Below are 24904 nucleotides of genomic sequence, written 5' to 3'. Positions count from 1 at the left end.
GGCACGCGTACAAATTGCCGTTTTGCACGACCGCCGCGGCAGACTATGCGGCGGGCCGTTCACCGCACCGCGCGATGAACGGTTCGCGCGCCACGCACTACAACTGCACCGGCGTGACACCCGCGGGAATCGGCTCTGCCTGGAAGCGCGCGAGATCTTCCTCGCTGCGATGGCACAGCACCTGCGCGCCGTTGCCGAGCGTGCGCAGCGACGGCGCCGTCCGGTTGCACACGCCGTCCACGCGCATCGCGCAGCGCGACAGGAACGGACACAGCTCGGCCTCGTTCTCGCGCTCGCCGATCGGCACCAGCGGCCGGTGGCAACGCTCGGCCGCATCGTCGAGCCAGCCCGCGCGCAGCTCCGGCGCGGACGACACCAGCAAGTGCGAATACGGGTGATAAGGCGGCGCGCACAGCGCGTCGCGGCTGCCCGTCTCCACGCGGTGGCCCGCATACAGCACGACGATGTCGTCGCTGATCGCGCGCACCTTCGCGATGTCGTGCGTGATGAACACGTACGACACGCCGAGCTTCGCCTGCAGGTCGCGCAACAGATCGATGATCGCGGCGCCGACGACGGTGTCGAGCGCGGACGTGACCTCGTCGCACAGGATCAGGTCGGGCTCGGCCGCGAGCGCGCGCGCGAGGTTCACGCGCTGCTTCTGGCCACCCGACAGCTCGCCGGTACGCCGCGACGCGACCGCAGGCGGCAGCCGCACGAGTTCGAGCAACTCCGCGACGCGCTGGCGTGCGCGCGCGCCCTTGATCCCGTGATAGAACGCGAGCGGCCGCGCGAGCGTGCGCTCGACGGTATGCACCGGATTGAGCGCGGTATCGGCGTTCTGGAACACGATCTGCACGCGGCGATGCTGCTCCTTCGTCCGTTTGCCGATATCGCGGGCGAGCGGCTCGCCGTCGAGCAGGATCGCGCCGCCGGTCGCCGGCACGAGGCCCGCGATCACCTTCGCGAGCGTCGTCTTGCCGGAGCCCGATTCGCCGATCACGCCGACCGTCTGCCCGCGCCCGATGCGCAGGTCGACTTCATGCAGGATCACCTTCGCGGGCCAGCCGTTCGCGGCGCGGCCGCCGTAGCCGGCGATCGCGCCGCGCACGTCGAGCAGCGGCGCCGGCGCGGCCGGCGCTTGCGCCTGCGCGTCGCGTCCGGCATCGTTCGGCGTGACCGCCGCGATCAGGCTCTGCGTGTACGGGTGCGCCGGCGCATGCAGGATCTGTTCGGTCGCGCCCGCCTCGCGGATCACGCCATCGCTCAGCACGACGATCCGGTCGGCCATCTGCGCGACCACGGCCAGGTCGTGCGACACGTACACCGCACTCATCCCGTAGCGCCGGATCACGTTCTTGAACGCCTGCAGCACGTCGATCTGCGTGGTCACGTCGAGCGCGGTGGTCGGCTCGTCGAGGATCACCAGCTCCGGATCCGTGATCAGCGCCATCGCGGCCATCAGCCGCTGCAACTGTCCGCCCGATACCTGGTGCGGATAGCGCTTGCCGATCGTCTCCGGCTCCGGCAGCGCGAGCGCGCGAAACAGCTCGATCGCCTTCGCCTGCGCGTCGCGCTTCGTCATCGTCCCGTGGATCAGCGCGCTCTCGATCACCTGATCGAGAATCGTGCGCGACGGGTTGAACGCGGCGGCCGCGCTCTGCGCGATATACGCGACCTTGCGGCCGCGCAGCGCGGTCAGCGCCGGTCCGGAAAGCGTGCACACGTCGGTGCCGTCGAGCTTGACCGAGCCGCCGGCGATCCGGCATCCGGCGCGCGCGTGGCCCATCAGCGACAGCGCGATCGTCGTCTTGCCGGAGCCCGATTCGCCGATCAGCGCGAGCACCTCGCCGCGCCCGATGTCGAAGTCGACGCCGTGGACGATCGTCGTTTCCTCGCCACCCGGCCGGCCGCCGACCACGCGCAGCCCGCGCACCTCGACGAGCGGGTTCGATTCGTGTCGCATCAGTGTCCTCCGGCGGCGCCGGCCGCGCCCTTGCGGCGGCCGCGATGCGGCAGGCCGTCGATCATCAGGTTGACGCCCACCGTCAGGATCGCGATCGCGACCGCGGGCATGATCGCGACGGCCGAGCCGTCGCCGAGGCTCGCGATGTTCTCGCGCACGAGCGAGCCGAGGTCCGCATACGGCGGCTGCACGCCGAGCCCGAGAAAGCTCAGGCCGCTCAGCAGCAGCACGACGAACGTGAAGCGCAGGCCGGTGTCCGCGAGCATCGGGTGGATCATGTTCGGCAGCATTTCCACGCACGCGATGTACAGCGCGCTTTCGCCGCGCGCCCTGGCCACCTGCACGAATTCGAGCGTGCTGATGTTGACGGCCAGCGCGCGCGCGATCCGGTACGAGCCCGGCATGTAGCTGACCGCGGCGGTAAGGATCAGCAGCGGCAGCGACGAGCCGAACGCGGCGACGAACATCAGCGCGAACATCTTCGACGGAATCGACGTGAGCGCGTCGAGCAGCCGGCTCATCGTCTCGTCGACCGCGCGGCCCGACACGGTCGCGAGCAGCCCGAGCGTCGTGCCGGTCACCGCGGCGAGCAGCACCGCGGCCAGCGCGAGCAGCACGGTCAGCCGCGTGCCGTACAGGATCCGGCTCAGCATGTCGCGGCCGAGGAAGTCGGAGCCGAACGGCAGCTTCGCGCTGAACGGCGCGAACACGTCGGGCGTGACGATCGCGCCGACGTCATGCGGCGCAATCAGCGGCGCGAACAGCGCGACGAACAGCATCAGGCCGGCCATCGACAGGCCGACGCGGCCGCCGGTCGTCAAGGCGATGTGCGCGGCGCGGCGCTTGCGCGGCTGGTCGGGGGCAGGCGCGGCAGGCGGCAGGCCGCCCCGCCCCACGGGCGGATCGCCGGATGGCGGCAGCGCGCTGCTGCGTTGAACGGGTTCGATCGGTTGCATGGGCGGCATCTCGGAAGGAAGACGAAACACTCAGGTGCGCAGTCGCGGGTTCGACACGATCGAGCACAGGTCGGCGAACAGCACGAGCGTCAGGTAAGCGACGCAGAAAATCAGCGTGCACGCCTGGACCAACGGGAAATCGCGGTTGCTGACGGCGTCGACCATCAGGCTCGCGAGCCCCGGATAGTTGAAGATCGTCTCGACGACGATCACGCCGCCGAGCAGATACGACAGGCTCAGCGCGATCGCATTGGCGATCGGGCCGATCGCGTTCGGCAGCGCATGGCGCAGCACGACGCGCGCGGGACTCGCGCCTTTCAACACGGCCATCTCGACATACGACGCGCTCAGTTGCTCGATCACCGCGGCGCGCGTCATCCGCGCCATCTGTGCGATCACGACCGCGCACAGCGTGAGCACCGGCATCGCATACGCACGCAGGAAATCGTGCAGGCTTTCGATCGGGCCGCTGTACGACAGCGCGGACAGCCAGTGCAGCTTCACCGCGAACACGAGCACGGCGACCGTCGCGATCAGGAATTCCGGCGTCGCGACGAGCGACAGCGTGCCGAGGCTGATCACTCGGTCGACCACCGATTCGCGCTTGACGGCCGCGAGGATGCCGAGCAGCAGCGCGATCGGCACCGACACGGCGGTCGTGATCGCCGCCAGCGTGAGCGACTTCGGCAGGCGCCCGCCGATCAGCTCCGACACCGGCATGTCGCCGGACAGCGACCGGCCGAAATCGCCGTGCGCGAGCCCCGCGAGCCAGTGCGCGTAACGTACGTGCGCCGGCATGTCGAGACCGAACTGCTGGCGCAGCGCGGCGACCGTCTCCGGCGTCGCCGACTGGCCGAGCGCGGCCTGCGCGGCGTCGCCCGGCAGCAGGTTCGTGATCGTGAAGATGATCGCGGACACGATCAGCAGCGTCAGCGCGGTGACCGCGATGCGCCGGCCGATCAGCCCGATGAGGATTCGGTTCATGGTGCAGCACTCCCGAAAAAACCGCGCGTGGCCGGCGCGGTGGTCCGCACCGGCCGCGCGACGGCGGCCAGCCACAACGTCATGCGTTCCACCACACGTTCTCGGCGAACGTGAAGCCCATCATCGGCCCGGTAGGGATCGAGCCGAGGCCCGCGAGCCGCTTGTCGTAGCCGTCGAGGAAGCTGATGAACGCCGGAATGCCGACCCGGCCCTGCTGCGACACGATCACCTGCATGTCGCCGTACATCTGCTTGCGCTTCGCGTCGTCGGTTTCCGAGCGCGCGGCGAGCAGCAGCTGGTCGAACTTCGCGTTCTTCCAGCCCGACTCGTTCCACGGCGCATCCGACTTGAAGAACTGCGTGAACAGCACGTCGGCGCTCGAGCGCGGGTTGATGTTGCCGAACGTGAGCGGGTGCTTCATCCAGTGGTTCGACCAGTAGCCGTCGGGCGACGCACGGTTGACCTGCAGGTTCAGCCCGATCTTCTGGCCGACCTGCTGCAGCAGCACGGCCATTTCGATCGACCCGTTCGCGTCGGACGTCGCATAGATCGGCGGCAGCGTCGCGCCGAGCGCGCCCGCCTTCCGGAGCAGGAATTTCGCCTTGTCCGGATCGTGCGGCCGCTGCGGCAGCGACGCGTTGAAGTAGCGGTGCCCCGGCGGAATCGGCTGATCGTTGCCGATCACCGAGTAGCCGCGAAACACCGCCGAGCGGATCTGCTCGCGATCGAACAGGTACTTCATCCCTTCGACGAAATCGGGGTTCGCGACGATCGGGTTGTCGCTGCGCATGATCAGGTCGGTGTAGAGGCCCGACTTGGTTTCCTTCAGCGCGTAGCCCGGCGTCGACGCGACCCGCTGCGTCGAGCGCGGATCGATCGCGTTGATCAGGTGCACGTCGCCCGACAGCAGCGCGTTCAGGCGCGCGGCGCTGTCGCTGATGCCGATCAGCTCGATCTCGTCGAGATACGGCTTGCCCGGCTTGAAGTAGCTGTCGTTGCGCACGCCGACGGTCGATACACCCGGCTTGAACGACTTCAGCTTGTACGGGCCGCAGCCGATGCCGGTCGAGAAGTCGGTCGTGCCGTCCTTGACGATCACGAGCTGCGGCGTCGCGAGGATCACCGGCAGATCGGCGTTCGCGCTGGCGAGCGTCAACGTGACTTCGTCGGGGCCGGTCGCCTTCGCGTCCGCGAACTGTTCGGCAAGCGTCTTGACCTTCGACGCGGTGGCCGGGTTCTTGTGGCGCATCAGCGAAAACACCACGTCCGCCGGGCCGACCGGCTTGCCGTCGTGGAACGTGACGCCCTTGCGCAGCTTGATGATCCAGGTCTTCGCGTCGGTCGTCTGCAGCGATTCGGCGAGGTTCATCTGCGGCGTCAGGCTCGCATCGAGCTGCGTGAGGCCGCTGTAGAACATGAAGAAGCGCGTGTAGTCCGCGCCCGTCGAGCCCTTGGCCGGGTCGAGCGTATCGGCCGTCGAGCCGGCTTCGTTCGCGACCCGGATCTTGCCGCCACGCTTCGGCGCGGGCGCGGCGAATGCAGCGCCGGGAGTCATCAGCAGTCCGCCGGCGCCGGCGGCCATCATGCCGCTCGCCGCCATGACCTTCATCATGTCGCGGCGCGTGAAGCCGCCCTTGCCGTCATTGTCGATATCGTCGCTCATCCGAACTGCTCCTGACTGTGGGAAGTGGGTTCAAGGGTCCAGCGTGGTTGTTCAATCCGGCGTGCCCGCTTGCTGGTGGCGGGCGCGACGTCGTACACATGCAATTCATTTAAGCATCGCCAAAATGCGGTTTGTCGCGATTCGGGGCGCCCGCACGATACGAATCGACCGTTTTGGGCCACCCGCGCAGCATGAATTGCTGCGTGCGCGCACGTGTCGCCGTTGGCCCGGCGGCGTGTCGCGGCGGTTGCCGAACCCGTGTCGATGCAGGAAATCGTAAGGCCGCGGCCGCCGCAGATTGCGCCGACAAAATTGCCCGTTCGGCATCCGGCGCGCGTTTGGCTCACGCAAACCGCACGTTTGTGTCGTATGCGTGCGCGCAGGCCGACGACGGCTGAAACGCGCGGTGCATTGCGGCAGATCGCCGCATGCACGCGCGTCGGCGGTGGGGATCGCGACGGTGCGTCGCGCAGGAAAGTTCAGAAGAATGCCGCTCGATCGGAACGGCTTTGAGGGAAGACGGGAAGATGACGGGACTGCCCGGCAACCGGGCCCGTGCAGCCGTCAGGCGCCGCGCCCTCGTGCGGCGACGCGTGCGTCACCGGCAAGTCGGCCCGCACGTCGGGCGGGCGCCGGCGCGGCGCCCAGCATGCAGGAGGATGCGCCGGCCGCGGCCGGACGGCGCGAAGCCGTCACGCAGCGAGCCGGAATACCGATACGGCGGCCCGCAGGCGCGCCGCCTGCTCGTCCAGCGACGAGGCGGCGGCCGCCGCCTGCTCGACGAGCGCGGCGTTCTGCTGCGTGACTTCGTCCATTTGCGCGACCGCCCGCCCGATCTGTTCGATGCCGGTGCTTTGCTCGGCCGATGCCGCCGAAATCTCGCCCATGATGTCGGCCACCCGGTCGATCGAGCGGACGATCTCCGTCATGCGCTCACCGGCCGTCTCGACGAGCCGGCTGCCGCTGCCGGCCCGCTCGACCGACGCGTCGATCAATCCCTTGATGTCCTTCGCGGCCGCGGCGCTGCGTTGCGCGAGCGAGCGGACTTCCGATGCGACGACGGCGAACCCGCGCCCCTCCTCGCCGGCCCGCGCGGCTTCCACCGCGGCGTTGAGCGCGAGAATGTTGGTCTGGAACGCGATGCTTTCGATGACGACGGTAATGTCGGCGATCCGCACCGATCCGTCCGATATCTGCCGCATCGTTTCGACGACCGCCTGCACGGCGGCGCCGCCGAGTTCGGTCGCATCCTTCGCCTGGGCCACGAGCGCATTCGCCTGGCGTGCGTTGTCGGCATTCTGTTTGACCGTGGACGTGATCTGCTCCATGCTCGCGGCCGTTTCCTGCAGCGACGCGGCCTGCTGCTCCGTGCGCTGCGACAGATCCAGGTTGCCTTGCGCGATCTCGCCGGTGCCGGTGGCGATCGAGTGGGTCGTGGTCTGGATTTCGGCGATGGTGTCGGTCAGCCGCGCCTTCATGTCGCCCAGCGCGACGAGCAGGCTGCCGGGCGCGGCGTGCGCCGTATCGAACTGCACATCCAGTTCGCCGGCGGCGATGCGGGCGGCGATCTGCGTCGCATGCGCGGGCTCCCCGCCGAGCGTACGCCTGACGCTGCGCAGCACGCCCCATGCGATGGCCGCGAGCGCCGCGGCGATGACGAGCGCGACGGCGCCCAGCACCGTCGCGAGCCGGGTAAACGCCGCATTGATGTCGTCGTAGAAAAATCCCGTGCCGATCCACCAGTTCCAGTCGGGAATCGCGACCACGCCCTGCAGCTTCGGCTCCAGGTCCGCGTCGGGGCTGCGCTTGACCAGCACGTCGACGAGCGCGAAATGCGCCTGCGCCATCCCTGCGCGGTACGCCTCGCTGTCGGTCAGGCCGCTGGTCGTGCGGTTGCCTTTCGCGCGCGTGCCGATGAATTTCGCGTTCGGGTGCACAAGGTTGACGCCGTCGGACGTCGTGACCCAGAAGTAGCTCTTCGAATTCGCGTTGAGCGCCGACAATGCGGCCTTGGCCTGCTGCTGCGCCTGCTCCTGCGTGAGCGTGCCGTTCGTCTGCATCGCGCGATACGAATCGACCAGATGCTCGGCCTTGATCAGCAGAATGACGACCTCTTCGCGGCGGCTGTCGATCAGCGCGTCGCGCAGCGTATGCAGCGACAACGCGGCGAGCAGAACGACGCCGAGCAGCGCCGCGACGACGAGCATCAGCAGTTTCGTGGACAACTTCATGCGGGGGCCTCGCAATATTAACCGTTCGGTACATATATCGGCCCGGGCGGGCCGGCCTTGAACGATTCAATATCGGTAATTACCCTCGCTTCGTGCGCTGAACGAACGCGCGACGAGACGCGACGGGCCTCGGCGGCATCGCGGCCGCGTGCCGTCGCGCGTTCGATGGATCTGCCGGCGCCGGCGGCTTACAGCCCGAGCTGCGTCGCGAGATGGCCGATGTCCGACACTTCGTAATAGTTGTAGAACGGCGTGCCCGGCTCGTGGCCGCGGTTCACGAACGCCTTGTGTTTGATCCCGAGATCCTCGGCCGTCATCAGGTCGTAGCGCAGGCTCGACGACACGTGCAGCACGTCCTCCGGCTTGCAGCCGAGCTTGTCGAACATGTATTCGAAGCCCTGCATCCGCGGCTTGTACGATTGCGCCTGCTGCGCGGTGAACACGGCATGGAACGGTGCGCCGAGCTTGTCGACGTTGCTCATGATCTGCTCGTCCATCGCGTTCGACAGGATCACGAGCTTGTACTTCGACGCCAGCCGCGACAGCCCGGCCGGCACGTCCGGGTGCGGGCCCCACGTCGGCACCGCCAGATAGAAGCGCTCGGCCTCGGCTTCGTCGAACGTCACGCCGATCCGCGCGCAGGTGCGGCGGACCGCGTTGACGACGACGTCGCGGTACGGCTTCCACGCGCCGAGCACCTCGTCGAGCCGATAGGCGGCGAACGCGCGCACGAATGCCTCCATCGCGGCCGGCGTCAGCCGGTCCGCATAGATTTCGCGCGCCGTCTCGGCCATCCGGAAATGGGTCAGCGTGCCGTAGCAGTCGAAGGTGATGTACTTCGGTTCAAACTGGATCATGGTGACGTCCTGTCGGTGTGAAGCCCCGGCAGGGCCGGGGGCGGGCTGGGTTGTACGAAATTGAATCAGGGCAAAAAGTCGTTCGCGCGTCGTTCGGCGCCGCTCAAAACGCAGAATCGCCGCGTGTTGCGCGGCACATGCAGCACGATCTGCGGTGCGATCCGGCGGGCGCCGCGGAGCCGGCCGATGGGCGCCGCGCCACCGCGGCCGGCTCGCCTGCCGGTGAGGCCCTTCGGCAGGCGGCACTGCCGCCGTGTATTCATCGTAGCGGCATTCCCACAGCACGAATGGTCGGATCGACCGGCCGCGCCGGCACGATCCGCGCGTTCGTGCGCGCCGATCGCGCGGGTTTGCGTCGATCGTGCGCCAGCGCCCGCCGGCGCCGGAAAACAGGCGAATCGTCCTATCCGCGCCGCCACCGCGCTGGCAGAGTGAACGAGTCATTTCCACCCATCCGGAGTCCGGCGTGTCCGACCTCAATCCTTCCCGCACGCTTACCTATCGCCCGTTCGCCGAAACGGACCTGCCCGCCGCGCATCGTCTGTCGGAGGCCGTCAAGTGGCCGCACCGGCTCGACGACTGGCGCTTCGTGTTCCAGCTCGGCGGCGGCTTCGTCGCCGAAGACGAAACCGGCGTCGTCGGCACCGCGCTCGGCTGGCGCTTCGGCGAATCGCACGCGTCGCTCGGCATGGTCATCGTGTCCCCCGAGCGCCAGGGCCGCGGCATCGGGCGCGAGTTGATGACCCGCGTGGTCGACAGCCTCGGCACGCGAACCATCTTTCTGCATGCGACGCCGGCGGGCGAGCCGCTGTACGCGAAATTCGGATTCGACGTGATCGATACGATCGATCAGCACCAGGGCGCCGCGTTCCAGCCTCCGCTGATCTCGCTGCCGCCCGGCGAGCGCCTGCGCCCGCTCGGCACCAACGACGGGCCGCGCCTCGCCGCGCTCGCGTCGCGCGCCGCCGGCTACGAACGCGGCGCGGTGATCGATGCGCTGCTCGACGCCGCGAACGGGATCGCGCTCGACCGCGACGGCGAGCTGCTCGGCTTCGCGCTGTTCCGCCGGTTCGGCCGCGGCCACGTGATCGGCCCGGTGGTCGCACCCGATGCACTGCGCGCGCAAGCGCTGATCAGCCACTGGCTCGCGCTGAACGAGGGCATGTTCGTGCGGCTCGACGTGCCGGGCGACAGCGGGCTGTCCGACTGGCTGCAGGGGCTCGGGCTGCCGCGTGTCGACACCGTCGTCGCGATGGCGCGCGGCGCAACGCCCGCGCGTGACCCGGCGCTGCGCACGTACGCGATCGTGAACCAGGCGCTCGGTTGACAGGACGCACGATGAGCTTTCTCTACAAGGCCGACCCGGTGCGCGGCGCGCAGTGGGCGGCGCGCTTCGCGCAACAGGCGCCCGATCTGCCGTTCCGGATCTGGCCGGACCTCGGCGACGCCGAAGCCGTCCGCTATCTCGCCGCATGGCAGCCGCCGGACGATCCCGTCGCGTTGCTGCCGAACCTCGAAGTCGTGTTCTCGGTCGGCGCCGGCATCGACCAGTTCGACCTGTCGCGCGTGCCTTCGCACATCCCCGTCGTACGGATGATCGAGCCGGGCATCGTCGAAGGGATGGTCGAATACGTGACGCAGGCCGTGCTGACGATCCATCGCGACCTGTTCGACTATGCGGCGCAGCAGCGCGACCAGGTGTGGCGCGAGCATCCCGTGCGCGCGGCCGCGTCGCGGCGCGTCGGCGTGCTCGGGCTCGGCACGCTCGGCCAGGCCGTGCTCGACACGCTGCGGCGCTTCGGTTTCCCGTGCGCCGGCTGGAGCCGCACGCCGCGCACGCTCGACGGCGTCGACTGCTACGCGGGCGATGCGGCGCTCGACGCGTTCCTCGCCCGCACCGACATCCTGATCTGCCTGCTGCCGCTAACCGACAGCACGCGCGGGCTGCTCGGCGCGCGCGTATTCGATGCGCTGCCGGCCGGCGCGTCGCTCGTGCAGGTCGGGCGCGGCCCGCAGCTCGATGCGAACGCGCTGCTCGCGGCGCTCGCGAGCGGCCGCCTCGACAGCGCGATCCTCGACGTGACGGATCCCGAACCGCTGCCGGCCGGCCATCCGTTCTGGACCCATCCGCGCATTCGCATCACGCCGCACATCGCCAGCGCGACGCGGCCGGACACCGCGGTCGACGCGGTGCTCGCGAACCTCGCGCGTCATCGCGCGGGCCAGCCGATGATCGGCGTCGTCGATCGCGCGCGCGGCTACTGACGTGCGCGCCCGGCCCGCCGGGCGCGCAGCAGAAAATGCCGAAGCGCCCCGTGCAAACGCCGCGCGCGTACGTTTCGGGCCGCAAATTGAAGACGCATGCGGAATTCTCGCCCGTTAGCATGAACTCACCGCTGACACCTGACGAGAGTCCCGCCTTCCCATGAACCAAGCCGCGCTGATCGAAGCCGATCGTCAACACCTGATCCACCCCGTCGTCAATTACCGTGCGCACGAGGCGCGCGGCGTCACCGTGCTGGAATCCGCGGACGGCGTGTTCCTGCGCGACGCCGCGGGCCATACGCTGCTCGACGCGTTCTCGGGCCTGTGGTGCGTGAATGTCGGCTACGGCCGCGACAGCATCGTGAAAGCCGCCGCCGACCAGCTGGCGAAGCTGCCCTACGCGACCGGTTATTTCCATTTCGGCTCGCAGCCGGCGATCGAGCTCGCCAAGCGGCTCGCCGCGCTGGCGCCGCCGTCGCTGAACCGCGTGTACTTCACGCTCGGCGGCTCGGACGCGGTCGATTCCGCGATCCGTTTCATCACGCACTATTTCAACGCGACCGGCCGCCCGTCGAAGAAGCAGATGATCGCGCTGGAACGCGGCTATCACGGCTCGTCGTCGATCGGCGCCGGGCTCACCGCGCTGCCCGCGTTCCACCGTCATTTCGACCTGCCGCGCGCGGACCAGCACCATATTCCGTCGCCCTACCCGTACCGCCATCCGCTCGGCGACGATCCGCAGGCGCTGATCGCCGCGTCGGTCGCCGCGCTCGAGGCGAAGGTCGCCGAACTCGGCGCGGACAACGTCGCCGCGTTCTTCTGCGAGCCGGTGCAAGGCTCGGGCGGCGTGATCGTGCCGCCAGTCGGCTGGCTGAAAGCGATGCGCGACGCGTGCCGGCGCCTCGGCATCCTGTTCGTCGCCGACGAGGTGATCACCGGCTTCGGCCGCACGGGCCCGCTGTTCGCATGCGAGGCCGAACAGGTCGATCCGGACCTGATGACCGTCGCGAAGGGACTGACCGCCGGCTATGCGCCGATGGGCGCGGTGCTGATGTCCGACGAAATCTACGAAGGGATCGCGGGCGATCGCGCCGATTCGCCGGTGGTCGGGCACGGCCACACGTATTCCGCGCATCCGGTGAGCGCGGCCATCGGCCTCGAGGTGCTGAAGCTCTATCACGAAGGCGGACTGCTCGCGAACGGCCAGGCGATGGCGCCGCGCTTCGCGGCCGGGCTCGATGCGCTGCGCGCGCATCCGCTCGTGGGCGACGCACGCTCGCTCGGCCTGCTCGGCGCGCTCGAACTGGTGACCGACAAGGCGCGCAAGACGCGCTTCGACCCGGCGCTGAACGTGCCCGACAAGATCGCGGCCGCCGCGTACGCGAACGGCGTGGTGTTCCGCGCGTTCGGCGACGGCGTGCTCGGCTTCGCGCCGGCGCTGAGCTTCACCGCGGGCGAATTCGACCTGCTGTTCGAACGCGTGCGCAAGACGCTCGACGACGTGCTGGCCGACGCCGGCGTGCAGCGCGCGCTCGACGCCGCGCATGCGCAGCCGGCCTGACGGGCCAAGGGAAAGCCGGGCTTGTGGCGGCCATCGTTCGACTCTAAAGTAACCGGACATTCCATTTTTCCGACTCACGTGAACATGACGGACAGCAAGCTGGATCGCATCGACCTGCGCATCCTCTCCCAGTTGCAGAAGCGCGGCCGCATGACCAACGTCGAACTGGCCGATGCAGTCGGGCTGTCGCCCAGTCCATGCCTGATCCGCGTGAAGCGGCTCGAGAAGGCCGGCTACATCGGCGGCTACGGCGCGCACATCCAGCTCGAGAAACTCGGCGACGTGCAGGTCGTGTTTACCGAAGTCACGCTGGCCGACCACCGCCGCGAGGACTTCGACCGGTTCGTCGCGGCGATCCGCAACGTCGACGAGATCGTCGAATGCCACCTCGCGAGCGGCGGCTACGACTACCTGCTGAAGTTCATCACGCGCAGCGTGAGCCATTACCAGACGATCGTCGAAGGCCTGCTCGAGCAGAACATCGGCATCGAGAAGTATTTCAGTTACGTGATCATCAAATCGCCGTTCGTCAAACGGCACTATCCGCTCGAATCGCTGTTCGGCGAACGTCACTGACGCACGGCCGCGTCACCCCGGAACGCGACGGCCCGCTGTTCGCGCAGGGGGCGTCGCGCCCCGCCGTGCCGCCTTCGTCACCGAACCGCTTCATCCAAGGACCTGCCATGCCGCTTACGCTGACCCGTACCGAACTCCTGCGCTCCGCCAACCTGATCGACGGCACGTGGCGCGACGCGCACGACGGCCGCCGCTTCGACGTCACCGATCCGGCGACGCTCGAGACCGTTGCCCACGCACCCGACAGCGGCGCCGCCGACGCACGCGCGGCGACAGATGCAGCGGCACGCGCGCTGCCCGCATGGCGCACGACGCCCGCGCGCGAACGCGCCGCGATCCTGCGCGCCTGGCATGCGGCGATCGTCGCGCACACCGACGATCTCGCGAAGCTGATGTCGCGCGAACAGGGCAAGCCGCTTGCCGAAGCGCGCGGCGAAGTCGCGTACGGCGCGTCGTACGTGCTGTGGTTCGCCGAGGAAGCGACCCGCACGTATGGCGACCTGATCCCGCAGCAGCAGCGCGGCAAGCGGCTGAGCGCGGTGAAGGAGCCGATCGGCATCGTCGCCGCGATCACGCCGTGGAATTTCCCGCTCGCGATGATCGCGCGCAAGATCGCACCCGCGCTCGCGGCCGGCTGCACGGTGGTCGCGAAGCCGGCGGAGGACACGCCGCTGACCGCGCTCGCGCTCGCGTTTCTCGCGCAGGAAGCCGGCGTGCCGGCCGGCGTGCTGAACCTGATCACCGCGTCGCGCGAACGCGGCATCGACGCGGCGGCCGACTGGCTCGCCGACGGCCGCGTGCGCAAGATCACGTTCACCGGCTCGACGCCCGTCGGCAAGTTGCTCGCGCGCGAATCGGCGGCGACGTTGAAGAAGCTGTCGCTGGAGCTCGGCGGCAATGCGCCGTTCATCGTGTTCGACGACGCCGAGCTCGATGCGGCGGTCGACGGGCTGATGGCCGCCAAGTTCCGCAACGGCGGGCAGACGTGTGTATCGCCGAACCGCGTGTACGTGCAGGCCGGCGTCTACGATGCGTTCGCGCGGAAGCTCGCCGCGCGCGTGGCCGCGCTGAAGGTCGCGCCGGCGACCGATCCGGCCGCGCAGATCGGCCCGATGATCAACGCGCGCGCGGTCGACAAGATCGCGCGCCACGTCGGCGATGCCGTCGAACGCGGCGCGCGCGTGCTGACGGGCGGCAAGCGCCTGACCGAGCTCGGCGCGAACTTCTATGCGCCGACGGTGCTCGCCGACGCCACCGCCGACATGCAGCTCACCTGCGAGGAAACCTTCGGCCCGATCGCCGCGCTGTTCCGCTTCGATACCGAGGACGAAGCGATCGATGCCGCGAACGACACGCCGTTCGGGCTCGCCGCGTATTTCTACACGCAGGACGTGCGGCGCATCGCGCGCGTGTCGGCACGGCTCGAAACGGGCATCGTCGGCATCAACGAAGGCGCGCTCGCGAGCGAGGCCGCGCCGTTCGGCGGCGTGAAGGAATCGGGCTATGGTCGCGAAGGCTCGCGCTATGGGCTCGACGATTATCTGTCGATCAAGTATCTGTGCCAGGGCGGGCTCGAATGATCGGATGAATCCGGGCCGTCCGCGAGGACGGCCATCGCAGCGCCCGGCCGACTACACACGTTGACATCGGAACCGATCGGTCCATATAATGAATCCAACTTCAGGCACCGCATCGTTTGCGAAACCGATCAATGGCAAATCCCGCTGGCGTGGGCCGTCCCCGCGAATTCGAACTTGGCGATGCCGCGCGCGACGCGATGGACGTTTTCTGGGATCGCGGCTACGAAGGCGCGTCCCTGCCCGACCTGATCGCCGGCACCGGCCTGTCGCGCGGCAGCCTGTACAAGGCGTTCGGCGACAAGAAGGCGCTGCTGCTGGCGGCGCTCGATCTGTATATGGCCGACGGGCTCAAGGCGACCGCGGACATCCTGTCGCAACCGGGGCCCGTGAAGAATGCGATTCGCGATTCGCTGCTGCGCTATGCGCGGCTCTCCGTCGGCGAGGCGGGCCGGCGAGGATGTCTCGCCGTCGCGATGACCACCGAACTGGCCGCGCGCGACGCCGATGTCGCGGAACGCACGGGGCGCCTGTTCCGGCGCCTGCAGCAACTCTATGCGGGCGCGATCGTCCGCGGCCAGGCGAGCGGCGAGATCCCCGAGCAGGACGAACAGGTGCTGGCACGTTTGCTCGTCTGCCAGATCGAGGGCATGCGCGTGCTGGGGAAAACCGGTATGTCCGAGCAAGACATGCTCGCGTTGGTCGACCGCACGATGCGCATCCTCGACTGATATTTTTTTACCCAATTTGGAACCGAATGGTTCCGTATGGAGAGCCGTCCATGTCACGGAATGACCCCGTATCACCCGACCCGCGTCGCTGGGCCATGTTTTCGGTTCTGCTCGTCGGCGCGTTCCTGCCGCCGCTGGATTTCTTCATCGTCAACGTCGCGCTGCCGTCGATCCGCGCGGAACTGGGCGCCTCGTCGTCGGCCGAGCAACTCGTCATTTCATCGTATGCGGGCCTGTACGCGGTGACGCTGATCACCGGCGGGCGATTGGGCGACCTGTTCGGCCGCGGCCGCGTGTTTTTCCTCGGGTTGGTCGGCTTTGCGATCGCCTCGACGCTGTGCGGTCTCGCGAGTTCGCCGTGGACGCTCATCGTCGGTCGCGCATTGCAAGGCGTGACGGCCGCGATCATGGCGCCGCAGGCGCTCGCCTCGATCCAGGCGATCTTCCCCGAAACGGAAAAGCCGCTCGCGCTCAGCTTGTACGGCGCGGTATTCGGCCTCGCCGCCGTGGTCGGGCAGGCGCTCGGAGGGATTCTGATCTCGCTGAATCTGCTGAATCTGGGTTGGCGCACGATCTTCCTCGTGAACCTGCCGCTCGCGATTCTGGTCGTCCTGTTCGGGATTCCGCTGTTGAAGGAAACGCGTGCGCAGCACGCGCGCAAACTCGACCTCGGCGGCACCGCGCTGTCGATGCTGACGCTGGGCGCGCTGATCGTGCCGCTGATCGAGGGGCGCGAAGCAGGCTGGCCCGTATGGGCATGGGCGTCGCTGCTCGCGGTGCCTGCCCTCGCGTGGTGCTTCTGGCGCTACGAGCGCCGGCTGGGCAGCCGCGGCGGCGCACCGCTGCTCGACCCGGCCGCGCTGCGCGCACCGGGGTTGGGCCGCGCGTTGCTGATCGCGCTGGTGCTGTATTCGATCGGCGCGTTCTTCCTGCTGTTCTCGGTGTACCTGCAGAATGCGTTGCACGTCGACGCGCTGAGCGCGGGCCTCGTGTTCTTGCCGTTCGGCGTGGGGTTCCTGCTCGGCCCGTTGTCGACGCCTTTCAGTGCACGTGTCTTCGGCGCTTACGTCAATCCGTTCGGCATCAGCCTCGAGATCGTCGGGCTCGTCGGCCTCGCAGGGTTGATCGATGCCACGCCGGTCGGGATGCCGCTCGCTGCCGCACCGCTCGCCGCCGCTCTCTTCATCATCGGTTTCGGACAGGGCCTCGCGCTGCCGACGCTGATGCGCATGGTAACCGGGCGCGTCGCACCGGCGCTGTCCGGCATGATCGCCGGCATCGCCAGTTCGACGCTGCAGGTCAGCACGTCGCTCAGCGTGGCGATCATCGGCGGCATTTTTTATGCGACGCTCGGCACGCACCAGGATCCGGCGTCCATCGCGCACGCGTTCATCGTCGCACTCCTGTCGATCTCGTTTTTCCTTGCCGTCGGCGCCGCGCTTGGCATCTCGCTCGCACGCGCGCCCGCCGCGCACACGTCGATGCGGGCTGCTGCCCGGCCGGCATTCAGCGCCGAACGCGAACGGCCGTAGTCGCCCGTATCGACACTCATCGCTGTGGCAGTCCGACCTGGAGGTTCCGCATGTATTTCGTCGTGTCCTATCGCCGAGCCGCGGGCACGCGGTTCGATGCCCGTTACTACGTCGAGCAACACATTCCGCTCGTGGAAAAATCCTGGAAACCGTACGGGCTCGAATACGTCGACGCTTTCTTTCCGGAACGTGAGGATAGCGAAATGATCGCCGTGGCGATGTGCCGCTTCACGGATCGAGCCGCGCTGGACGCCGCGTTCGCATCCGCGCGGACGGCAGACGTCATGGCCGACATCGATGCGTTCACCGACATCGAGCCCGATCGGCACATCGCGGACGTGTTCTCGCGGGTGCCGTAACGGCGATCGCGCGCTTCCGTGCATCGGTTCCGGTCGGCGCTATCGGTCACTTGTCCGATAGCGCCGCGAACGACCGGGTGGCAGGATAGGCCACCGTCACGCGAATGCCCGGACCGGGAGGATGACTGCAATGTCGGTACGTCAGATCTTCATCGTCGAATTGGCGAGCGGCCTGCCCCGTGCGTTCGGCGTGCTCGCCGTTCTGTCGGGCCTGTTTCGGATCGGCATCGCGGTGCGTCGCGGAAAGCACGCGGGCGCGCCGTCGCGAACGATCTCATGCGGGGCGCGGACCGCGCTGGCCGGGGCGCTGCTTTCGTGCGAAGCCGTCGGTGCCGTCTACTTCGCGATCGCGGCGTTGGGATACGGTTGGGCCGACACCGACGCAACGGCCACGACTCGGCGGAAACGGGCGAACGACTGGCTGACTTGAACGGCGCAACCGCCATTTTCGACACGCGGGATAAACCATCGGACGAGCGGGCTTCAAAGGCCACACCGGCCGGGCCGTCTGTCCGCGCAAACACACTCAAGCGTCCGCATCGCGGATCGCGTCAGAGCAGCCCCAGCGTCGATGCCTTGAGGGTCGCCGCGGCGCGTGTCGAACATTCGAGCTTGCGAAACGCCTTCTCGACATGGGTGCGCACCGTGCTCGGACTCATCGCGAGCGCCTGCGCGACCTGCTTGTTGCTCGCGCCGCGGGAGATCGCCCGCAGGACGTCGATTTCCCGCGCGGACAGGCGCGGGCCGGCGGACGACGGGCGCGTGGCGGCACGCCGGAGCGTGGGCGCGCCGCCCGTCACGAGCGCGGCCACCACTTCGCCGCATAGCCGGCCGCACGCCGCTTCTTCCTGCAACTGGCCGGCGGCGGCCGCATCGCTCAGCGCCGCGCGCCACGGACGCGCCGAGCGCAACGCGACCCACGCGAGCGACGCCGCCAGCACGCGCGCTTCCAGCGTCAGCGCCGCTTCGCGCGCGCCGCGAAAATAGCCCGAACCGTCCTGCCGCTCGTAGGCATACGACGCAAGCACCGCGGCTTCGCCGAGCGCGCCGGTCTGCCTGCCGGCGCGCTCGGTCCAGTACGGCACGAGTCGCACCTTTTCCCAGGCGCTCGCGGGCAGCCGCGCCGGCAGATTCCACACGTCGTTCGGCACCGCGGCCCTGCCGATGCCATGAATCAGCCCGGCGCGGTACACGCGTTCGCGCGCGGCCTCGTCCGGCGAGAGACGGCCGTAACAGGCGGCCGCCGTCGCGGCGACCGAACGCGAAAAACCCGTCATCCACGGCAGTTTCAGATCGATGACGTCCGCGATCAATTCGGCGGACGTCGCGCCCTGCATGTGCGGCGTGGCCAATGCGGCGTCCAGGTCGGCAGGCGCCATGTGCTCGAGCGCCGCCAGCCAGCGCGATGCGTCGCGCGCAGCCGTCTCGACGAGCACGGACGGATAGCGTGATCCCGCGCGTTGGCCGATCAATTCGAGGGCCCGTTCGATGCCGTACGTGCGGCTGAACACGTCGAGGTCGCCCGCCAGCGCGACGATCGACACGGCGGGCGGCACCTGTTCGCGCACGAGCCGCGCGGGTAGCCCGTTGCCGTCCCAGGTTTCGAAAATGTGGCGCAGCGCGGTTTCCGTCGCGCTGGACAGACCGAGTATTCGCGCGACCTCGCCCGAGACTTCGCAATGAATCTGCGCGAGCGGGATCAGCGCGACACCCGCGGCGCCGATCGCTTCGGCCATGCCGGGCCGGCTCTCGAGCATCGTCGCGCGGATCGCGACGTCGTCGCCGAATACCTGCGCGAAGCCCGCCGCGTTCGCCGTGCAGCCCGACCAGCGCAACAGCGCCACCTCGCGAGCCGTGTCGCACACCGATGCGTCGAATCGCGCCGCGTGCGCGAGCTGTGCCGCCAGCCAACTGGTGCGCGGCGAATGGTCGGTCGGTTGGCCCATGCTGAGATCGCCGATGAAGGCCAGCGCGCGTACGGCGTCGACTATGCGCAGCGGGGCGTGATGGGCTTCGGCGTCGGACATTGGGCAGGTGGAGACATTCGCGAGGGCGGGAAAACGATCATACGCGACGGTGTGGCGGCGTGCATGCGCTCGCACGTCGGCGGCTCGCCGCGGCGAGCCCGGCGCGATGTTCGCCGTATCGGTGCAAACAACCGGCAGCGGACTTTACTATCGGACATCTGACCGATGGCGGCTGGCCCTGGCGATTGCGATACTCGGCGCACTGGAGATCCGGTCGGCGCCGCATCTGCGTGGTGGAAACCCTGCATGCCGGCCGGAACGACGATTCAATGTACGAAGGAGTGCAAATGGCTGACCGCTACCCCGAATTTCATCCCCCTGCCGACGAACAATGGCTGAAACGGTACTACTTTTCCAGGGCGGTGTTCTCGCTGATCTGGGTCGCGCTGGCGTTTTCCGTCGGCCGGCAAAGCGCGGCCGGCGCGGCGGTCCTGCTGATCGTTTATCCGGCCTGGGATGCGCTCGCCAATTTCGTCGACCTTTCTCGCAGCGGCGGGATGGCGGCAAACCGCACGCAGGCGGTGAACGTCGCGATCAGCGCCGTCACGACACTGGCGGTATTTCCCGCGTTGAATGCGGGCCTGCCCGCGGTGCTCGAGGTGTTCGGCCTGTGGGCAATTCTCTCCGGCGCGCTGCAACTCGGCACCGCCGTGCGGCGCTGGAAGCATGCCGGCGCACAGTGGGTGATGATCCTCAGCGGTGCGCAATCGGCGCTGGCCGGGGTGTTCTTCATTATCCAAAGCCACGCGCCGATGCCGCCCGCGATCGTGAAGATCGCGGGATACGCGGGAGTCGGTGCGCTTTATTTTCTGATATCCGCGATTTGGTTGCAGGTGCGGGGGATGCGGCGCAGTGTGTCGTGAGCCGGCGGTCGGAATGAAGATGTCGTTCCACAGGTCGGCATCGCTGTGCCTGCGGTCAAGGCCACGCGTTGTGCAAAGCATGAGGTCGGCCAGATGGCCGCAGTGGTGAAAACAAGCGGCAGAGAACGGCAGTTGTGGCGCGACGCGAGCGGGTCTGAACGACATGACCCGCTGCTGGCGTCCATTCGGCAACGCCTGGCAGCTATTCGCTAAGTGCCAGAAACCCCGGACATTCAGCCATGCTCTGCACACTACGCCTAAGAAGGCGCACCGTATCTTCAGCGCTAAAGGCGGCAACCTCGCCGACCCTTTCCCCTTCGGGGGCAAACAATACGGCCCAAAAACGGAGTTGACGTAGCAACGTGATCAAGCCGAGTTCGAGCGGGACAAATGCCGCTTCGTCGTGGTGTGCTTTGCTCCAAAATACGTAACTGCTCAAGGCCGTACCGGTCATCCACGCGTACTCCAGCCTTGCAGACCTTTCATTTGCAGGCAACTGGCTCCGAATGAAGCCGGTGACCGGATAAATCTGGAATTCGACACCGTCGAGGCCAGGAAATGCATAGCGATCAGGTGCGTCAACCTCCACGACCTCATCGCCCCAGGTTCTTGTCTCAGGAGGCAACCGTCGCAGCGTCGATTCCCGCTCGCTTTTATGAAGAACAATACCTAGATTTGCATTCATGACGTAAGGCTTGGCCGACGGGATCGGCTGTAGTCACCCCACAAGGGACGCTCGACTTTACCGGAGCGGCCATATAACTACGAGCAACATGGCCCATGCTGATAGCCACTCTGCCAATCGTACTTTACGACGAAGGGCGAATTCGAAGACCGGCCCAATCAAGCCGAAGGAAGCCCATCGAGATCGCGGGACCGTCTATTGGGAGAATGCAATATTCCGTACCACCCGGTGCGTAACCCAACTTACTCCAGTTTAGCGAGACCAGTTTTCCCCATGAGAAGCATGTAGTGCGCACAGCTTCTCGTAGTTTTGTCTTGCCAAGACCGGAAGAGTCGGTTTTGGCTAGAAGGTGTTCAACGACTTCGTTTTCGACGAAGATATGCGGCAAGAGGATCTCTACTACGTGAGGGCCTTTCTCGGCAAACCGCCCCGTCACCCCAATGACTTTGGCCGAAGTCTCACCTTGGATGACTGCAATTTCCTGCCGTATATGGCTCCAATCCTCGTTCATCCAATCGTAGTCGCCGTTACTCGGTGCGCTGATCAGCGCAGCACCGAAATCTAGCGTGAGTAGTCCGAGCGCGATGGAATACATGGAGGCGTGGAATTTGCACCATACGAGGTTGCTAGGCAACAATTGTCGGCGATTTCGGCTACGAAGTCGAACGGTCCGTAATGGCCGAACAGCGCCCCCGAGCCGCCAGTGCATCGTCATCGCGACCACAGCTGTCGGGCAAAACCCACGTTGAATTCCGCTCTATATCGCTGTTCGCTGATTGTCGTGAGCGAGTCGCGCGGAGAATTCTGGCGTCTTGCCAAAGAAATATCGCACGATGAAGTCAATTGCGGCATCTTCGTCTGCGAACTGCCTGACGAAGTCGCCTGGTCCTGGGCCAGGCGTCCAATCCCAAACTGATACGTGCCAACGATCAGACGCATACCAGACCGTTGGAACGGGAGCGTCGGTATCATTGAGCATATGTCCATTTTTATAAGCGTTACTAAGACTGGCAAGCGAGTTCCCCTGGACACTAGTGGGTTTCATAATGAGATAACCCGAAGGATACGCACGATGATCCGGCGCGAAGAACGGTTCGCCGGGCAATTGCAGCCCCAGATCACGCAGCCTGTTGATGGAATCGCTTGAAAGTAGCATTGAAGTAGTCAATAAGAAACGTGGCGTCGATCGAAGCAGACTTCATTGTCAACGATTGGGGCGACTACGTCGACTGACCGCTCATGACTGCGGATTCAACCCGTCGGCGCTATGCACTTGGCATCAGCGCACGTGCGTTGACCATAGGGCTTCAAACTCGTCTGCGGAAATCATGGTGCCAGCGAATTCGGGATCCGCATTGATCTCTGAGAGCAACGGAACGGGAACCAAGCCGAGCGCAGTCCCACACGTCGCATGGCCGGCGCACGCATAGCCGACCTGCCCATCCCTAAAAAACTCGAGCTTTCGGGTTTCCATGCGATGTTCGTCCAGCTCCGAGACGAGACGCGTGGGTTCCGCTTCAAAATGATGGCGCCATCGAACATCAACGAATTCGAATTGCATGAGTTCACAGCCCTTTCGTTCGCGCGTGGTGGACGTCAAATTATTAACGAAGTGCATCGCACATGTCGACCGACCGTTCGTGGTCGATTGCCGACCGATGTAGCGAGTTGTTGCGGCCTCCGTCGGTTCTCCACGAAACCTCATCGAACACGTTCGGGACCTGCCGGGAAATTTTTCGGCCACTGGTCGCTCGGCATGGCCCAAATCAATCTGAGCTAGCTCCGATGAAGATGGTGGCTTCGGAAGCAGCCCGGAACAAGAATGCAAAGTCCCAGAAAACCGGATAGAAGGGGTGCCCCTCTTTTAGCGTGAACGCCTCAACCTTTATCGCGTGCGATATTGTGAGCCGTAAGTCGGATACAAGCTTCTCGAGCATCCCCATCAAAACGTCCGATTCGAGCGTTTCTTTCGACGGTCCAGCAGCATCGTCCCCGGCGTAAAGGAGACAGCATTTCACCATCTCAATAACTGAGTCAGAACTTACCTCCGCAAAATCGATCGCAATCGCTCCGCCTCCAAGAGCCGTTGAGACTATCTCCGTAGATTGAAACGGTTCGGCAAGCACAACGGCGTAGGCCTTGAGGAACACGCCGTAATTCAAGCTACCACCGCCCAACTCATCGGAAATATCATCGAGCAGTAACTGATCAATAGTCATTCTGTCGTATCTCGGCCGGATTCATGAAGAGGCAGTAGGTCACCGGAATAGTCCCGGACCCGATTGTCGACGATCCAGTCTGCAATGTCGAATGTCCGAAAATGCCGAATTCGGCCGACCACGGCGCAGCGACGCGCAGTCCTTGCAGGACGAGCGTAATCGATCATCAGTCGACCGATTACTATCGGCGGGTACTACGAAACATGACAACCCCATGGAGACCGACCTCGGCAAGGTCGATCTCCAGTTGCTTGGCCGATGCGACGTCCCTCACTGCGACCACTACCTCATGCCCGGCGAGACATTGATCGACCGCATGCTTTGCCTCCGCAAGACTTACGGGCGAATGTTGACGAATCAACCGTATCGCTTGAACCTTGTTCCCCCCGGCAGACCATCGCATGAGTCGAATCTGCGACTCTTCATAACCGTTAGTGTCCCCGCATGCGCGGTAGGCTTGGATCGACTCGGCAATTGGCCTGTGATAGCTGATGGAGGTGGCCTGGCCATCATCTCGGCTGACAAACAACGGCGCATTCCCCGTCAGGCGATCTCTCATGTCGCCTGACTCGAGGAAGCGCGATGATTGATAGTAGAAGACCCAGCCAACATCGAACTCTTGAGTGTATTCGTCGATAACAACCGCGTCGTCGCCTTCCCCAACTATCTTGGTGATGGCACGTTGGGCGACTTTTTTTGCTTGCTCGGCCGTGAGTTCCATCAGTCGTTATGTGCGGGAGTGTACGATCCGTCAGAGTTCGGCAGCGGGAAGCAGCCGCTCGGCGTTGAAGAGCACAAAGCGTGTAAACCTCTTCGCGCGTGTGAACCAAGTCAGCGCGAGAAAAACCATTTCATAAATTCTTCGGCAACTTCCCGAGTCAAGGGCACGCGCGCGAACGAATTCCCAAATATGCAGGATTCAAACCATAGCACCAATCTATGCTTGCGAAATAGCCGCTCCCGTGTGCAGATGAATGCAATGCTCGGGACGTGTGTGCTTCTCAATCGCCCGTCATGTATGGCCATCGCCGACCCTCTTCGCAATAGCAAACGGACATTGACCGATGAGCGCTCCTGGCCGAATGCCGCCCGTCGCGTTTGACTGCATCCCCCTGGAGAAAACGCCAGCCATCCCCCGACCCGGCCTTTTGGACCGCTTGATGCCCCCAGCTCCTCCCATATCCCTACCGACTCCGCAACGCCTGAGCCAGCGCATCCCCCGCAGCCAGAATGTGCGCGGACAAAACCGCACACGCTGCGTCCACATCGCCATCCCGTATCGCCCGAACGATGTTCCGATGCTCGTCGTTCGAGCGATCCTGCCACTCAAGTCGCTGCCACGTCGCATACAGATGCCGCGAGCTGGCCCGATGCATGTCGCCAATCGCGGCGATGAGCCGCGGCATCCCGCACCGCGCGGTCAATGCGCGATGAAACCTCAGATTCAGCGTCCCCAGCACGGCTATGCCACGCGCCGCCGCCTCCTGATCGAGGATCGCATCGAGTTCCGCCAGCGCACCTGCGTCAAGCGCGGGGATCGCCTCACGCAGCGCCAGCGCCTCGAAGGCAGCGCGCATCTTTGCCATTTCGATTACGTCCGCCGCCTCGAGCGGCGCCGCCCGCACGCCTCGTCGCGGTTCCACCACGGCCAACCCCTGCGCTTCCAGCCGTCTGAACGCCTCGCGTACCGGCACATGGCTCGCGCCGAACTCTGCCGCGATGTGGTCCTGACGCAGCCACTCTCCCGGCGCGATGGCGCCCGAGATGATGCGGTCCGCCAATGCGGCAGCGATCCGATCGGCCAGCGAGCGATCCTCCTTGACTTCGAAATTCATCCCGACCACCATGCATA

Annotated in this window: 23 protein-coding genes; 10 read left to right on the top strand and 13 right to left on the bottom strand. The window is 66.3% G+C overall.

The features are described 5' to 3' along the window. Positions 1–97: 97 nt before the first annotated feature. The 6 genes from LGM42_RS19715 to LGM42_RS19690 all read right to left on the bottom strand — a co-directional run bounded on the left by LGM42_RS19715 (position 98) and on the right by LGM42_RS19690 (position 8657). Positions 98–1966 carry an ABC transporter ATP-binding protein gene (locus LGM42_RS19715; RefSeq protein WP_060310345.1) on the bottom strand — a complete coding sequence of 623 codons (1869 nt, stop codon included), beginning with the start codon at positions 1964–1966 and terminating at the stop codon, positions 98–100. Beyond that, positions 1966–2922 carry an ABC transporter permease gene (locus LGM42_RS19710; protein WP_060310344.1) on the bottom strand — a complete coding sequence of 319 codons (957 nt, stop codon included), beginning with the start codon at positions 2920–2922 and terminating at the stop codon, positions 1966–1968. The genes LGM42_RS19715 and LGM42_RS19710 overlap by 1 nt, the downstream gene beginning before the upstream one ends. Before the next feature lie 30 nt (positions 2923–2952). Beyond that, positions 2953–3906, bottom strand: coding sequence for an ABC transporter permease (locus LGM42_RS19705; RefSeq protein WP_059577929.1), 954 nt, complete (start codon positions 3904–3906; stop codon positions 2953–2955). Positions 3907–3985: 79 nt separating this feature from the next. Then, on the bottom strand, positions 3986–5569 hold the full coding sequence (locus LGM42_RS19700; RefSeq protein ID WP_226232961.1) for an ABC transporter substrate-binding protein: 1584 nt from the start codon (positions 5567–5569) through the stop codon (positions 3986–3988). A 692-nt stretch (positions 5570–6261) separates the two neighbouring features. Continuing rightward, complete coding sequence (locus LGM42_RS19695) at positions 6262–7800, bottom strand: methyl-accepting chemotaxis protein (protein ID WP_226232960.1); 1539 nt, start codon at positions 7798–7800, stop codon at positions 6262–6264. Between the two features lie 188 nt (positions 7801–7988). Beyond that, entirely contained in the window at positions 7989–8657 is a 669-nt protein-coding gene (locus LGM42_RS19690; protein WP_104013400.1) for a haloacid dehalogenase type II, read from the bottom strand. Positions 8658–9123: 466 nt separating this feature from the next. On the opposite strand from LGM42_RS19690, the gene LGM42_RS19685 reads away from it, so the two are divergent. The 9 genes from LGM42_RS19685 to LGM42_RS19645 all read left to right on the top strand — a co-directional run bounded on the left by LGM42_RS19685 (position 9124) and on the right by LGM42_RS19645 (position 17688). After that, a complete protein-coding gene (locus LGM42_RS19685) occupies positions 9124–9984 on the top strand; it encodes a GNAT family N-acetyltransferase (protein ID WP_059577911.1) in 861 nt (286 codons plus the stop codon). 11 nt (positions 9985–9995) lie between these two features. After that, positions 9996–10922, top strand: coding sequence for a 2-hydroxyacid dehydrogenase (locus LGM42_RS19680; protein WP_226232959.1), 927 nt, complete (start codon positions 9996–9998; stop codon positions 10920–10922). Between the two features lie 160 nt (positions 10923–11082). Continuing rightward, positions 11083–12483 carry an aspartate aminotransferase family protein gene (locus LGM42_RS19675; RefSeq protein WP_226232958.1) on the top strand — a complete coding sequence of 467 codons (1401 nt, stop codon included), beginning with the start codon at positions 11083–11085 and terminating at the stop codon, positions 12481–12483. An 84-nt stretch (positions 12484–12567) separates the two neighbouring features. Beyond that, on the top strand, positions 12568–13059 hold the full coding sequence (locus LGM42_RS19670) for an Lrp/AsnC family transcriptional regulator (protein ID WP_006749694.1): 492 nt from the start codon (positions 12568–12570) through the stop codon (positions 13057–13059). Between the two features lie 107 nt (positions 13060–13166). Then, complete coding sequence (locus tag LGM42_RS19665) at positions 13167–14639, top strand: NAD-dependent succinate-semialdehyde dehydrogenase (protein ID WP_226232957.1); 1473 nt, start codon at positions 13167–13169, stop codon at positions 14637–14639. A 131-nt stretch (positions 14640–14770) separates the two neighbouring features. Then, positions 14771–15367, top strand: coding sequence for a TetR/AcrR family transcriptional regulator (locus LGM42_RS19660; protein ID WP_226232956.1), 597 nt, complete (start codon positions 14771–14773; stop codon positions 15365–15367). Positions 15368–15417: 50 nt separating this feature from the next. Continuing rightward, positions 15418–16899 carry an MFS transporter gene (locus LGM42_RS19655; RefSeq protein ID WP_226232955.1) on the top strand — a complete coding sequence of 494 codons (1482 nt, stop codon included), beginning with the start codon at positions 15418–15420 and terminating at the stop codon, positions 16897–16899. 50 nt (positions 16900–16949) lie between these two features. Continuing rightward, positions 16950–17258: an EthD family reductase gene (locus LGM42_RS19650; RefSeq protein WP_226232954.1), complete on the top strand. Its 309-nt coding sequence runs from the start codon at positions 16950–16952 to the stop codon at positions 17256–17258. 130 nt (positions 17259–17388) lie between these two features. Beyond that, positions 17389–17688: a hypothetical protein gene (locus tag LGM42_RS19645; protein ID WP_060310335.1), complete on the top strand. Its 300-nt coding sequence runs from the start codon at positions 17389–17391 to the stop codon at positions 17686–17688. A gap of 121 nt (positions 17689–17809) precedes the next feature. Here the strand turns inward: LGM42_RS19645 and LGM42_RS19640 are convergent, their stop codons facing one another. Beyond that, positions 17810–19285: an HD domain-containing phosphohydrolase gene (locus tag LGM42_RS19640; RefSeq protein WP_226232953.1), complete on the bottom strand. Its 1476-nt coding sequence runs from the start codon at positions 19283–19285 to the stop codon at positions 17810–17812. A 287-nt stretch (positions 19286–19572) separates the two neighbouring features. On the opposite strand from LGM42_RS19640, the gene LGM42_RS19635 reads away from it, so the two are divergent. Beyond that, positions 19573–20148 (top strand): DUF308 domain-containing protein, encoded by a 576-nt coding sequence (locus tag LGM42_RS19635; RefSeq protein WP_226232952.1) that lies wholly within the window; start codon positions 19573–19575, stop codon positions 20146–20148. A 202-nt stretch (positions 20149–20350) separates the two neighbouring features. On the opposite strand, the gene LGM42_RS19630 is transcribed toward LGM42_RS19635, so the two are convergent. The 6 genes from LGM42_RS19630 to LGM42_RS19605 all read right to left on the bottom strand — a co-directional run bounded on the left by LGM42_RS19630 (position 20351) and on the right by LGM42_RS19605 (position 24887). Continuing rightward, a complete protein-coding gene (locus tag LGM42_RS19630; protein ID WP_226232951.1) occupies positions 20351–20833 on the bottom strand; it encodes a hypothetical protein in 483 nt (160 codons plus the stop codon). 124 nt (positions 20834–20957) lie between these two features. Beyond that, entirely contained in the window at positions 20958–21428 is a 471-nt protein-coding gene (locus LGM42_RS19625; protein ID WP_155644473.1) for a hypothetical protein, read from the bottom strand. A 684-nt stretch (positions 21429–22112) separates the two neighbouring features. Next, positions 22113–22394, bottom strand: coding sequence for a DUF6881 domain-containing protein (locus LGM42_RS19620; RefSeq protein WP_060310529.1), 282 nt, complete (start codon positions 22392–22394; stop codon positions 22113–22115). Positions 22395–22599: 205 nt separating this feature from the next. Next, a complete protein-coding gene (locus tag LGM42_RS19615; RefSeq protein WP_226232950.1) occupies positions 22600–23052 on the bottom strand; it encodes a hypothetical protein in 453 nt (150 codons plus the stop codon). A gap of 181 nt (positions 23053–23233) precedes the next feature. Continuing rightward, complete coding sequence (locus tag LGM42_RS19610; protein ID WP_226232949.1) at positions 23234–23773, bottom strand: YrhB domain-containing protein; 540 nt, start codon at positions 23771–23773, stop codon at positions 23234–23236. 463 nt (positions 23774–24236) lie between these two features. Further along, complete coding sequence (locus LGM42_RS19605) at positions 24237–24887, bottom strand: GntR family transcriptional regulator (protein ID WP_226232948.1); 651 nt, start codon at positions 24885–24887, stop codon at positions 24237–24239. Positions 24888–24904 lie beyond the last annotated feature (17 nt).

The organism is Burkholderia sp. AU39826 (genome assembly GCF_020419965.1).
Lineage (GTDB): Bacteria > Pseudomonadota > Gammaproteobacteria > Burkholderiales > Burkholderiaceae > Burkholderia > Burkholderia semiarida.
Note: the sequence above shows the minus strand (reverse complement) of the source record. Positions and strands in the feature narration are given on the sequence as shown.